The organism is Cyanobacteria bacterium QS_8_64_29 (assembly GCA_003022125.1).
Lineage (GTDB): Bacteria > Cyanobacteriota > Cyanobacteriia > Cyanobacteriales > Rubidibacteraceae > QS-8-64-29.
This window is the reverse complement of record PXQH01000005.1, coordinates 35363-47994: the sequence shown is the minus strand read 5'-3', so window position 1 is coordinate 47994 and position 12632 is coordinate 35363. Positions and strand designations below refer to the sequence as shown.

Sequence of the window (12632 nt, the reverse complement as noted above, 5' to 3'; positions counted from 1 at the left end):
AGCTCTCGGAGTAGACCATCCGCTCGCTCACCAATTGGAAGTTCATCCGGCAAGCGGTCCGCGCCGCCAAAACAGTGCAATATTATTAGTAATTGGTATTACACGTTGTCCGAGCTGCAAGCTGCCCACGCCCGCAGCGAGAGCGGTCATGCCAGCGGCAAAATCGCCCTCACGCTTGCGGATGCCGAGTAGCGTCCATCAGTTGCTGGCAAAGCGTCCGAAAGTGATCGCCGCGCTGCTCAAAATCCCGGAACTGGTCGAAGCTGGCGCAGGCTGGCGACAGCAGGACCGTACGGGCCTGCTTTTGGCGGGCTAGGACCTCGGACCGCTCCACCGCCCGCTCCAGCGTTTCAGCCATTTCAGCGTGCCGATAGCCCCACTGCTGCAAGCGTCCGGCCAATTGCGGGGTTGCCTCCCCAATCAGCAGGACGGCTGCTGCCTTGGCACAAATAGCATCCAGCCAGGCCGCATCATCCCCGGACTTGGGTTCGCCGCCGGCAATGACGATCGCCGGCGCTGCAACGGCAGCCAAGCCCACCTGCGCCGCATCGTAGTTGGTCGCTTTGCTGTCGTTGATGAACTCAACGCCATTGCAGCGACCGATCCGTTCCAAGCGGTGGGGAACGCCGGGGAACCGAGCCACACCCTCGGCAATGGTGGTGCTGGCAATACCAGCCAATCGGGCAGCGGCCACCGCCAGCAGCAGGTTCTGCCGGTTGTGCGCCCCCACCATGGCAAAGGCATCCAGCGAGACCACGGGCTCGCCAAACGCGACCACCCAATCGCCGTCCACCCAAACGCCGCGTGCGGGATCCCCGGGTAGCTGCGGGCGCCCGGCAATGCTCGTCCAGTAGGCCTGCGGCCATTGCTCGGGACCCAGCCAGCGCAGGTGCGGGTCGTCGCCGTTGAGCACTTGGTGAGAGCAGCGCCGCAGCAGCGAGGCTTTGATGGCGTAGTAGCGCTCGAGCGTGCCGTGCCGTTCCAGGTGGTCGGCGCTAAACGTCGTCCAGATGCCAATTTGGGGCGCCAGTTGGCATGAGGACTCGATCTGGTAGCTGCTGATCTCGGCCACGACCCAATCCGGTCGCTCGGGCGGCAGCGCCAGCTCGCACGCTGCGTAGCCGATATTGCCGCAAGCTGGGGCATGCAGGCCAGCTGCCTGAAAGATGGCGGCTGCAAGGGCTGTGGTGGTGGTTTTGCCATTGGTGCCGGTAATGCCCACCCAGCGATCGCAGCGGCGGTAGCGCCAGGCCAGCTCCATCTCGCCCACCGTTTCGATCCCGCGCTGCCGCGCCTCCACCAATACAGGCGAGTCCCAGGGAACGCCCGGGCTAACGACAATCCGATCTGGGCTCGGCTGGTGCTGGAGCGAGAGCGTTTCGCCCAAGCGCACGGTAATGCCTTCTTGCGCCAACGCTTGCTGCTGCCGCTGGAGCGCGGCGTTGGCGTTGTGATCGCTGAGGCTGACTTGCCAGCCGTAGTGGTTTAGCACCCGAGCTGCAGCAATCCCGGATCGCCCCAGCCCAATAACGTGCGCGTGGGCCATACCAATGCGGGCTATTGCTCGGGACCGACCGGATGCGTTTCTGGCAGTTGGGTGGCAATTTCGGTTGCGGCGGACGAGCAGTTGGGGTGCCCCCAGCCGCTGGCACTGCTGCCATCCGAGCGGTCGTAGATAATGTTGTCGTCACCGCTGGGGCTGACCCCATTGGGGACGTTATCCAAATTCAGGGCGTGGCGAAGCTTCCAGGCAATGTTGTGGTCCGCGCAGGCGCTGTCGCCGCTTACGCCCAAACCGCCGATGAGATTGCCGCGGCGATCATACAAAGGCAGGCCGCCGCCAAAGACGCAAATGCCGCCCGATTTTTGCCCCACCATGGGGTCGCGCACCGTTCCGATATCCTGGTGGGGCCCCTGATAGATGACGTCGGTGTCGACTAGGTTGCTGCTGGGCAAGCCGTACAGCGGATTCCCCAGCTGAACCGCCGAATAGAGATTGGCTGTCGACAGCGCCCGATCCGGCAGGCTAAAGGCATTGGCGGTGTTGGCTTTTTGGGCGGCAATGGCGCGACTGCCCGGCCATTGGTCCCCGCGGCGCCTGCCCGAAAACGCCACCACTTGCACGAAACCGTCGCGATCCACCACAGTCGCCCACATGGGGTTCCCCAAGCCGCCGTTGCCTTCCTCAACGACGGCTTGGAGCGTACTGCGGAGTTGGCCGTGACCGGGCAAGTTGCCGGCAATCGCCGGCAGGGCCGGCAGCAGCGTCAGCCAAGCAACCAGCCCGACAGTCAAAAGCGTGCTGGCAAGCCGCTGGCTCGGGCGGGCAATCCGGGAGTGCATGGCAAAAGGCGGCTCAAAGCGACTGAAATCCGGGTAGGTAACCAAATTTAGCATGAGCGCGCGGTGCGCTCGGACCGCCATGAAGGGGTGCTCGATGCTAAGCTTCCCAAACAGCAAGGTGCACGAGCAAGGCCATGGAAACCAGCGATCTCAAGCGAGAGTTTGAATCGGTGTCGGCGCGCCTGGGCAAAGCCCAGGAGTATCTTTGACCTGCCGGCGCTAGAAGCCCAAATTCAAGACCGCGAGCAGCAGGCAGCCCAACCCCAGTTCTGGGACGATCCCGAGGCAGCGCAACAGATCGTTCGGGAACTCAATACGCTCAAAGCCCAACTCGAGCGCTACCGCAGCTGGGAAACGAATTTAGAAGAAGTGCGGGCGATCCTGGAGCTGCTGGATGCAGAGCCCGATGGCAGTCTGCACGCTGAGGCCGAGCGCTACTTGCAGCAGCTGGCGCAGGATCTCGATCACTGGGAGCTCGAGCAGCTGCTAGCAGGCCCCTACGACGAGCGCGGTGCGGTGCTGACCGTCAATGCCGGTGCCGGCGGCACGGACGCCCAAGATTGGGCCAACATGCTGCTGCGCATGTACGGGCGCTGGGCGGAGCGGCGCGGCTTCGAAACCCAGCTGAGCGAACTCTCGGAAGCCGACGACGCTGGAATCAAATCGGCAACGCTCGAGATCTCGGGGCGCCATGCTTACGGGTACCTCAAAGGGGAAAAAGGGACCCACCGGTTGGTTCGCATCTCGCCATTCAACGCCAACGGCAAGCGCCAGACCAGCTTTGCCGGCGTCGAGGTCATGCCCATGCTCGATCGCAGCGCCATTGAAGACATCGACATCCCGGCCAAAGACCTGGAGATGCGAACCTCGCGCGCTGGCGGTAAGGGCGGCCAAAACGTCAACAAACTCGAAACGGCCGTGCAGCTGAAGCACTTGCCAACGGGGGTGAGCGTGCGCTGCACCCAGGAGCGCTCGCAGCTGCAGAACCGGCAAAAGGCACTGGAGCTGCTCAAATCCAAACTGATCGCGATCGCCGAAGAGCAGCGGGCGCAACAAATCGCTCAGATCCGCGGTGAGGCGGTCGAAGCCGCCTGGGGCAATCAGGTGCGCAACTACGTTTTTCACCCCTACCAGCTCGTCAAAGACGTGCGCACCAACATCGAGCAAAGCGACGTCGAAGGCGTACTGGATGGCAAGCTCGATTCCTTCATCGATGCCTACCTGCACCAGCAGCAAGGCCTCGCCGGCCAGCCTTCTAGCTAGGAGCTACCCCCATGAGCGACTCCAACGCCCAACGCAAGGGCAGTACCGCGCCCAGCTACACCAAGCTCGCCATGCGCAACATGGTGCGCAAGCCCGGCACGTCCCTCAAGCACTTTGCGCTCAGCACCCTGGGCCTGCTGGCACTGTTCGTTGCGCTGTCGTATTTGAGCCGCTAGCGGCCGGCAGCTGCCCATGCCAGAGGTTTCCGTTACGCTCCACCTGCAAGATGCGGCGGGGCTGCAGCGCCGCGATCCGGGCATGAACCAGGCGCGCTGGCAGCAATGGTTCGCCTGCTGGCTGGCAAAGCTAGAGGCAGCGAGGCCCCCAGCGGCTGCTTACGAGCTCAGCCTACGCCTGACCGATGACGCCGAGATCCGGCAACTCAACGCCGGGTACCGCGGCCAAGACGCTGCCACGGACGTACTAGCCTTTGCCGATCTCGAGTTGAGCCTACCTCAACCGGCAAGCGCTGCATTTGAGGCCGAGCCGCTCTATCTGGGCGATTTGGCCATCTCGGTTGAAACGGCAGCCCGACAAGCCCGGCAGCAGCAGCATGCGCTGGCACGCGAGCTGAGTTGGCTGGCGGCGCACGGCCTGCTGCACCTGTTGGGCTGGGATCACCCCGATGAAGCCAGCCTCGAGCGCATGCTGGCCCAGCAACGCCGCCTGTTGGCCGAGATTGTGCTTCCGGCATCCGGCTAGTGGCACTGGGTGCGGCGTTAGCGGCTGTCAGCTTTTGTCAGATCGCTGCCAAGCCGCCTGTTGGTGGTATGTTGCCACGGGATCCCGCTGCTGGACTTGCGAGGCTATACTGAGTGCGAGCTTAAGCCACTGGAGGAATTGCCATGGGATCGGACTCGGGCGTCGAGCAGGTGCCGCAGCGAGCAGCGCGCACGCAGTCGGCCGAGCGGGCAGCCGCGGCAGTTCCTCGCTTGGCGACGGCCCACGCCCAAACCACCCAATGGGAACGCGAGCGGCGCTCGAGCTGGCAGATTGCCACCAGTTTAGGGGGAAGCTTTCAATATGCCTGGTTGGGCCTGCGCTACACCTTCAGGACGCAACGCAACTTCCGCATCCACACCGCGATCGGCACGCTAGCCCTAGGGTTGGGCTGGGGATTGCAGGTGCCGCGAGCCGAGCTGGCCGTCATTGGCGTTATGGTCGCGCTGGTCCTGGCACTGGAGCTGCTCAACACGGCAATTGAATCAGTGGTCGACCTAACGGTCGAGTGCTCTTATCACGAACTGGCTAAAATGGCTAAAGACTGTGCGGCAGGCGCCGTTTTGGTGTCTTCGGTGGCTGCCGTTGTCGTGGCGGGGTTGGTGCTGCTTCCACCGCTGCTGGCGATCGCCGCTTGAGAGCCCACTCGTGCTCGCTATTATCGACAATTACGACAGTTTTACCTACAACCTGGTCCAATACCTGGGCGAGCTGGGCCAGCAGTACGCAGCTGCAGCGTCAATTGAAGTCTATCGCAACGACTGCATCACGCCTGAAGCGCTGCGCCAGCGGCAACCTGAGGGCATCGTTATCTCGCCCGGACCGGGAACGCCTGACGACGCCGGCATTTCGCTCGAGCTCGTGCGCACGCTCGGCCCCAACCTGCCCATTTTGGGCGTATGCCTGGGCCACCAGTGCATCAGTCAAGCCTTTGGCGCCTCCATTGCACCTGCCCCCGAGCTCATGCACGGCAAAACCTCCCAGATCCACCACCAAGGGGACGGGATCTTTGCTGGCTTGGCCCGTCCGTTCGCAGCAACGCGGTACCATAGTTTAGTCATTGCCCCCGAGAGCTTGCCTGCTGCCCTTGAGACAACGGCTTGGGCCGAGGACGGAACGCTAATGGGCATCCGACACCGGAACTATCCTCACTTGCAAGGCGTCCAGTTCCACCCTGAGAGCATCCTGACCGATGCGGGCAAGCAGCTACTAGCCAATTTTTTGGCAACGCTCGAGCAGCATGCTCTAGCAGCACGCTAGTCGGGAATGGCTCTGCCCCAACTTGACCCCTAGCTCACTATGAAACGGCGACAGCTCTTTCGCTATGCCGGCCTAGGCCTGGCCTCGGCGCTTGGTGCGGCCAGTGCCGCTCGGCTCCCGTTTGCATCCGCACAGGGGGCCTCCTCGCTGCGCGTGCGCTGGTTGGGACATACCTGCTTTTTGTTTGAAGGCAGCGGCAAGCGCATCCTGGTCAACCCGTTCCAGCCGCGCGGCTGCACGGCGGGGTACTCAAAGCCGGCCGTAGAGGCCGATCTGGTCTTGGCCAGCAGCCATCTGCTTGATGAGGGCGCGACTGATGTCGTCCCCGGAAACCCGCAGGTCTTTGCCCAGCCCGGCGACTACCGCTTTCAAGGCATCCAGATCCAGGGCGTTGGCATCCCGCACGATCAGGTAGGCGGCCGCCGCCTGGGGACCAACGTCATTTGGCACTGGGAGCAAGGTGGGGTCAAGATCGCCCACCTGGGCGGCGCTGCTGCCCCCATCCAGACCGAGCAACGCATTCTCATCGGCCGTCCCGATATTGCCTTTATCCCCGTTGGCAATACGGCCAATGTATACGGAGCGCAACAGGCCCAGCAGGCGCTCAAGACGCTCAAGCCCAAAATTGCCGTTCCCACGCACTATCGCACGGATGCGGCTGAGGACGGCAACTGCGATTTGGACCCGCTCGAGTCGTTCCTGCAAGCGGTTGAAGGCATGGACGTGCGCCGCCCAGAGGCCGACGCCACAGTCGTCTCGGCCAGCATGCTGCCTGCCCAGGGCCCCAAGATTTGGGTCATGCGCTACCCATCCTAGCAGCTGCATGAGCATCCCGAGCGCCGAATACCGCCAGCGCCGCGAGCGCTTCATGGCTTACCTGGACAATGGGGTGGCTGTCATTCGCAGCGCTCCCATTGCCGTCATGCACAACGACGTCGACTATCCCTACCGCCAGGACAGCGATTTTTTCTATCTGAGTGGCTTTGATGAGCCCGATGCCGCCCTCATTTTGGCGCCGCACTGCGAGCAGCAGTTTGTCATGTTCGTGCAGCCTCGGGATCCGCACAAAGAGACTTGGACGGGGTACCTGACCGGCGTTGAAGGGGCCAAGGAACGGTTTGGGGCCGATGAAGCCTATCCCATTGGCGAGCTGGACGAACAGCTGCCGCAGTACCTGGAGAGCGCCGATCGCATCTACTACCACCTGGGCCGCGATCGCGCCTTCAACGACAAGATCCTGGGCCACTGGCAGCGGCTGGTGGCGCGCTACCCGCGGCGCGGCACCGGGCCGATTGCCATTGAAGATACCAAGCCCATTTTCCACGCGCTACGCTCGCTCAAAAGCGCCACCGAACTGGCAATGGTACGCCAAGCCGTTGCCATCTCGGCGGAAGCGCACGAGCGCGCCCGAAGCCTGACCCAGCCCGGGCGTTACGAGTACGAAATCCAGGCTGCCATCGAGAGCACCTTTCGCAGTCGCGGTGCCTTTGGGCCGGCTTATCCCACCATCGTGGCCTCGGGCGCCAATGCCTGCATCCTGCACTACATCGAAAACCAGCGGCAAATGCAGGCCCAGGACTTGCTGCTGATCGATGCCGGTTGCGCTTACGGCTACTACAACGCCGACATCACGCGCACGTTTCCGGTGGGCGGGCGGTTCTCGCCCGAGCAAAAAGCCATTTACGAGCTGGTGCTGGAAGCGCAAGCCCAAGTGATCGCCCAAATCCAGCCCGGTCGCGGAGTGAACGAATTCCACGACGCCGCCGTCCGCGTTTTGGTGGAGGGCCTGCGCGAGCTGGGCATCCTGCAGGGGAGCACCGACGAGCTCATCGAGCAGGAGACCTACAAGCCCCTATTCATGCACCGCACCGGCCATTGGCTTGGGCTGGACGTTCACGATGCCGGCCTGTACAAGCAGGATGGCGATCGCTGGCAAACGCTGCAACCTGGTCACGTGCTCACCGTCGAACCCGGGCTCTACATGGGCCCCAACGTGGCGCTCCCCGAGGGGCAACCAGCCGTTGCCGAGCGTTGGCGCGGCATTGGCGTGCGCATTGAGGACGATGTTGCCGTCACTGCCGAAGGACATGAGGTTCTGAGCGCCGAGGTCCCCAAATCCATTGCGGCCATGGAGGCCTAGTCCCCAACTATTGGCGTGGAACCGCTGCGCGTGCTAAAAAGCTAAGTTCGAAGCAGCGAGACCCCATCCCGTAAGGACGGCCATGACCCGACAGCGTTGGTCTTCTCGAACGGTTTTCATCCTGGCTGCCGTCGGCTCGGCCGTCGGCTTGGGCAACATTTGGCGCTTTCCCTACTTGACGGCCCAGTACGGGGGCGGTGCTTTTTTGCTGCCCTACCTGATTGCGCTGATCGTTGTCGGCGTGCCGCTGCTAGCGCTCGAAATTGGGGTGGGCCAGCGGATGCAGCGCGGCGCTATTGGCTCGTTTCGGCGGCTCTCGCCGAGTTTTGGGGGCTTGGGCCTGTTCGCCTTGCTCTCGGCCTTTGCGATCGTCTCCTACTACGCGGTCGTCATGGCCTGGTCGCTGTTTTACGTTTTAGCTTCCTTTCGCGTGTCTTGGGGCGATGACCCCGAGGCTTATTTCAACCAGCAAGCGCTGCAAGCTAGCGAGAGCATCGCTCAGATTGGCGGGATCAACTGGCCTATCTTTGGTCTGCTGGTGGCCGTTTGGGTGGCCGTGTATTTCTCCGTTTGGCGCGGCACGCAAAGTTTGGGCCAAATTGTACTCTATAGCGTGCCGCTTCCGGCCCTCCTGCTGCTTATTTTGTTGGGGCGGGCCATGACGCTGCCGGGCTTTTTAGACGGCTGGGCGCTCTATCTCAACCCGGATTTGGAAGCACTGCGCGATCCCGAAGTCTGGCGGGCTGCCTTCTCGCAAATTTTCTTTACGCTGACGCTGGCCTTCGGGCTCATGGTGGCCTACGCCAGCTATCGCGATGAGGGCCAAGACGTGGTCCAAGATACCTGGATCACGGCCCTACTCAACAGCGCGGTCAGCCTGATTGCCGGTTTTGTGGTCTTTGGCATTTTGGGCTACATGGCAACGCAGGTGGAGACGCCGCTGGCAGAGCTTGCCCAACAGAGCGGCCCGGGCCTGGCCTTTGTGGTTTTTCCCCAAGCCCTGGACTTGATGCCGCTCTCGGCGCTCTTTGGCGTTCTGTTTTTCTTAACGCTTTTTTTGTTGGGTCTCGACAGCGCCTTTTCGTTGGTGGCCGCCATCAACACGGCCGTACTGGATACCACCAACGGGCGCGCCCGAACCCCAATCGTCTCCTTTTGGGTTTGCCTGTTGGGCTTTTTGGCCGGCATCATCTACACCACGCAAGCCGGACAGTACTTTCTGGATGTGGTCGATCACTTTGTGACGGGGTACAACCTGCTGCTGGTTGGCGCCTGTCAGGCCATCCTAGTGGGCTGGATTTACGGGGCCGAGAAGATGCGCCGCCAAATCAACGAGGTCAGCCGCTGGCAGCTCGGTCGCTGGTGGAACCTAGCCGTCAAATACGTCATTCCCATTGCTTTAGTAGCGCTGGTGGCCGCGCAGCTCTCCAGAGACTTGGGGGCGCCCTACGGGGACTATCCGGCTTGGGCTATTGGCATTGGTTGGGCAGTTGTCATCGTGCCCGTCTTGGTCTTTGTCCTGTTTCTGCTCAAGGATCGCAGCCGGCAAGCCGCACCCGCCGATCGCTCCTGAGCGCCCGGATTGCAACGCTAGCGGTGTTCGGGTTACGAGCCAGAAGCGGGGCCGTTGAGCTACCCTAACCCCAGCCCCAATCGCGTGCAGCCGGCTTGGTTCCCCTTCACGACAACAACCTCACGCGAACGACGCCCTACGTTGTCTTGGCCCTGATTGCGGCCAACGTTGTTACGTTTTTGCACGAGCTCAGTTTGTCGGAGGAAGGGCTCAACCGCTTCTTCTACACCTACGCGATCGTGCCCGAGCAACTGACAGCTAGCTTGCAAAGCGGGAACCTAGCCTATGTCGTTCCCCAACTGTCAACTTTGATTACCTCCCAATTTCTGCACGGAGGTTTTTTGCACGTTGGCGGCAACATGCTGTTTTTGTGGGTATTTGGCAACAACATTGAAGATCAAATCGGGCACCTTAAATTCTTAATTTTCTACTTGATCTGCGGCAGCTTGGCCGGGCTGGCTCAGTGGTTTTTCTTTAGCCAGTCAGCGGTTCCGGTATTGGGAGCTAGCGGCGCTATTGCTGGCGTTTTGGGCGCCTACATTTTGCGCTTCCCGCGGGCGGAAGTCTTAACGCTGGTGCCGTTTTTTTTCTTTTTATTTACCATTCACATCCCGGCGGTATTGTTCCTTGGCTTTTGGTTCCTGCAGCAAGCCGTGCAGGGGGTGGCCGCGCTGCAGGCCTCAACTGGGGTCAACAGCGGCGGCGTTGCCTATTGGGCGCATGCCGGTGGCTTTGTCTTTGGCGCGCTGCTGGCCGCCCCATTCGGCCTATTTCGACGGCGCTGAACGCTTGTGTTGATACCCGCCAGGGCGGCAGCTCGGTACAATTAACAAGGCCATGGTAGGCTGAGCGGCTCGAATGCCCATGCAACACGTCCTTAGCGGATTCGGCCTAGTAACCGGCGCCACTTATCCGTTGCGCGCCTTGCGCTTGCTGCAGCGTGCGCCCCGCCTGTGGCGCTATCTCCTCATTCCGATCGCGGTCAATGGGGCCGTTGGCATCGCCCTCTATGCCGGGTTGCTGTACTTTGGCTGGCAGGGAATCTCAGTGCTCACCCAAGCCCTATCAGCTTGGGTGGATGGGGCCATTGCAGCGCTTCCCGACTGGCTGAGCGTGCTCGAGGGGGCCGTTCGAGCCTTTGGGTGGGTGCTGCGCCTGCTGCTGGCGGCTGCCATCTTGCTGCTGACCGGGTTTGCCCTAGTGCAGTTTGGCAGCGTTTTAGGCTCGCCTTGGTACGGGCAGCTCTCGGAGGAGGTCGAGCGCTATCGCTTGGGCCAAGCCCGGATCGTGCCGGTCGGCATCGCGCGCGACATTGGCCGGGCGCTGCTGTTCGAGCTGCAGAAACTGGCCTTTGCAGCTAGCGCCGGTTTGGTACTGCTGCTAGTTAATATCGTACCGGGGCTGGGGTCGCTGGTTGCCAGCGCCGGTAGCGTAGCGATCGCGGCAACGGTCCTGTGCCTGGACTTTTTTGACGGGCCGCTGGAGCGGCGGCGCTTGCGCTTTCGCGACAAGCTCAAACTGGTCTATGACAACCTGCCGGCTAGCGGTAGCTTTAGCCTGGTTTGCCTGGTGCTAGTGAGCGTGCCGCTGCTCAATCTGCTGACGGTGCCGCTGTGCATGGCGGCGGGAACGCTTTTCGTTTGCGATCGCGGGCTGCCCCGACTGCCCGAGCGCTCGACGGCCGGCTAGCGGCTATTGCTCCTGTTGCTTGCCGCACTCCCCGCTCTGCTTGCATTGCTCGATAATGGCCTCAACCTGGGTTTGAATCTTTTGGTGCTCGGCCACCCCCTCGTAGGCGTAGCGATTGTAGCCGTGGCTGACAATGGCCTGCTTGATGTTGCGCGCCCGATCGCCTGGTTTGGGGTGGCTCGCCAGCCAGACGGGCGGACGGTCGTCCGCTTGGGCCTCGACCGTTTTCATGAAGCCGTACAGCCCATCGGCAGCGTACTGACTGGCAGCCAAGATGCGCGTGCCCACCAAATCAGCTTCCCGCTCCGTATCGCGGGTATAGTCGAGCACCAGCAGGTTGGCAGCTGTCCCGCCCAGCGGTAGAAACTCGGTTAGGTTGGCGGTGAGGTTGCCTTGGGTAACGCGCTGGAAGCCGTGCGAGAGGGCAGCGTGGGCTAGCTCGTGTGCCAGTAGCCCGGCTAGCTCGGCTTTGGACTCAGCCTCGGTAAGGGCGCCGGCATGGACGAACACTTTGCCGCCGGGCAGGGCAAAGGCGTTCAGGTGCTCGTCCTTGACCACGTAGAATTGGTAGTCGAACTCATCGCGGCCGGTATAGCGCGCCACCTCGTTGCCCAGATCGCGCACGTAGTTCACGACCGCCTCATCCTCAACCATGGGCAGCTGCTCGCGAGCTCCCTCAGCTATTTGCTCGCCGACGCTCGACTCGCCGCGCAACAGTAGGGCTGCGCTCTCGGCAGCTGAAAGTGGGCCGAGCAGGCTGCCAGTCAGGCCATAGCTGAGGGCACCAGTAAATAGATTGGCAATAGCATTGGTGCGCATCTCAGCGCGCAAGTACTCCTGTTGGCGCTCGAGTTGCTTGTCGGCTAGGTCGCGGAAGGTATCGGCCTGAGGATGGTCGGGATGGGTCAGGGCAAAGCGCCGCGCCACGATCGAGCCCTGCAACCAGCGCTCGGCCTGAGCGTAGGACTCGACGGTGGCGCGCACCAGTTTGGGTTGATCCGGGTAGCGATCCAGGGCGCGCTCCAGGACCTGAATGGCGCGATCATGGCGATCGCGTTGAGCGAGGACTTGGGCATATTGCAAGTGGCCGGGGATGAAGGTGGGATGTTTTTTGACAAGCAGCTGCAGTGATGCCAGGACTTTGCTTTCGAGCTGCTGCTTTTGTCCTTGCTGGTAGTTGCGCCAGTATACTTGCCCGCCCGGCGGCAGCTCGGCCGCATCGGAGTAGGGATCGTCGGCCTTGGCAGCCTCAGCCGGTTGGGCTGAGGCAAACGGCGCTTTCGCCTGGCGGTAGCGTTGCTGGGCTGCTTCGCGCTTGCCGGCGCGATAGAGCTCGTCCGCCTCAATTAGCGTCTGCCGCCGCTGTCGCTCGGCCTCGCTTAGCGCCTTGCCATCGCTGGCCTCAGCCTCGCTCTCGGTAGTCTCTTTGTCCGCCCGATCCGATTTGTCGCTGTTTTTCTTATTTTCCTCTTTGCTAGAGCTCTTCTCGTTAGCGCCATCCGCACTGGCAACGACCGGTGCCTGCGATCGCGCCTGGGCTGGCAATACTGCCAGTGCGGCTGCTCCCGGCAGCAGCAAGCTCAGTGCTATCCCAATGCCGTCGTGAGAGCGGACCATGGCCTCTGTCCTAACAGTGCCCTGCGA

At 62.2% G+C, this 12632-nt stretch carries 13 protein-coding genes; 10 read left to right on the top strand and 3 right to left on the bottom strand.

Going from position 1 to position 12632, the window contains the following annotated elements:
* Window positions 1-169: 169 nt before the first annotated feature.
* Entirely contained in the window at window positions 170-1546 is a 1377-nt protein-coding gene (locus BRC58_01770) for a UDP-N-acetylmuramoyl-L-alanine--D-glutamate ligase (GenBank protein ID PSP19193.1), read from the bottom strand.
* Between the two features lie 11 nt (window positions 1547-1557).
* The gene (locus BRC58_01765) at window positions 1558-2343 is read right to left on the bottom strand and encodes a hypothetical protein (GenBank protein ID PSP19198.1); all 786 of its coding nucleotides are present in this window, start codon (window positions 2341-2343) and stop codon (window positions 1558-1560) included.
* 134 nt (window positions 2344-2477) lie between these two features.
* Between BRC58_01765 and BRC58_01760 the strand changes: the two genes are divergently transcribed.
* The 10 genes from BRC58_01760 (at window position 2478) to BRC58_01715 (ending at window position 10988) form a co-directional block, all read left to right on the top strand.
* A protein-coding gene (locus BRC58_01760) for a peptide chain release factor 2 (protein ID PSP19192.1) occupies window positions 2478-3606 on the top strand; the annotation gives its coding sequence in 2 pieces (ribosomal slippage) (window positions 2478-2549 and window positions 2551-3606; 1128 coding nt in all).
* Window positions 3607-3617: 11 nt separating this feature from the next.
* A complete protein-coding gene (locus BRC58_01755; GenBank protein PSP19191.1) occupies window positions 3618-3782 on the top strand; it encodes a DUF3285 domain-containing protein in 165 nt (54 codons plus the stop codon).
* Window positions 3783-3798: 16 nt separating this feature from the next.
* Window positions 3799-4308: an rRNA maturation RNase YbeY gene (locus BRC58_01750; protein PSP19190.1), complete on the top strand. Its 510-nt coding sequence runs from the start codon at window positions 3799-3801 to the stop codon at window positions 4306-4308.
* Window positions 4309-4451: 143 nt separating this feature from the next.
* The gene (locus BRC58_01745) at window positions 4452-4964 is read left to right on the top strand and encodes a diacylglycerol kinase (GenBank protein PSP19189.1); all 513 of its coding nucleotides are present in this window, start codon (window positions 4452-4454) and stop codon (window positions 4962-4964) included.
* 10 nt (window positions 4965-4974) lie between these two features.
* Window positions 4975-5586, top strand: coding sequence for an aminodeoxychorismate/anthranilate synthase component II (locus BRC58_01740; protein ID PSP19188.1), 612 nt, complete (start codon window positions 4975-4977; stop codon window positions 5584-5586).
* Between the two features lie 39 nt (window positions 5587-5625).
* Window positions 5626-6402 carry a Zn-dependent hydrolase gene (locus BRC58_01735; GenBank protein PSP19187.1) on the top strand — a complete coding sequence of 259 codons (777 nt, stop codon included), beginning with the start codon at window positions 5626-5628 and terminating at the stop codon, window positions 6400-6402.
* A 7-nt stretch (window positions 6403-6409) separates the two neighbouring features.
* Window positions 6410-7726: a Xaa-Pro aminopeptidase gene (locus tag BRC58_01730; GenBank protein ID PSP19186.1), complete on the top strand. Its 1317-nt coding sequence runs from the start codon at window positions 6410-6412 to the stop codon at window positions 7724-7726.
* Between the two features lie 82 nt (window positions 7727-7808).
* Complete coding sequence (locus BRC58_01725; GenBank protein ID PSP19185.1) at window positions 7809-9299, top strand: sodium-dependent transporter; 1491 nt, start codon at window positions 7809-7811, stop codon at window positions 9297-9299.
* A gap of 95 nt (window positions 9300-9394) precedes the next feature.
* Window positions 9395-10084 carry a rhomboid family intramembrane serine protease gene (locus BRC58_01720; protein PSP19184.1) on the top strand — a complete coding sequence of 230 codons (690 nt, stop codon included), beginning with the start codon at window positions 9395-9397 and terminating at the stop codon, window positions 10082-10084.
* Between the two features lie 79 nt (window positions 10085-10163).
* A complete protein-coding gene (locus BRC58_01715) occupies window positions 10164-10988 on the top strand; it encodes a hypothetical protein (GenBank protein PSP19197.1) in 825 nt (274 codons plus the stop codon).
* Window positions 10989-10991: 3 nt separating this feature from the next.
* Here BRC58_01715 and BRC58_01710 read toward each other — a convergent pair whose 3' ends face one another.
* The gene (locus BRC58_01710; protein ID PSP19183.1) at window positions 10992-12605 is read right to left on the bottom strand and encodes a peptidase M48, Ste24p; all 1614 of its coding nucleotides are present in this window, start codon (window positions 12603-12605) and stop codon (window positions 10992-10994) included.
* Window positions 12606-12632: the final 27 nt, after the last annotated feature.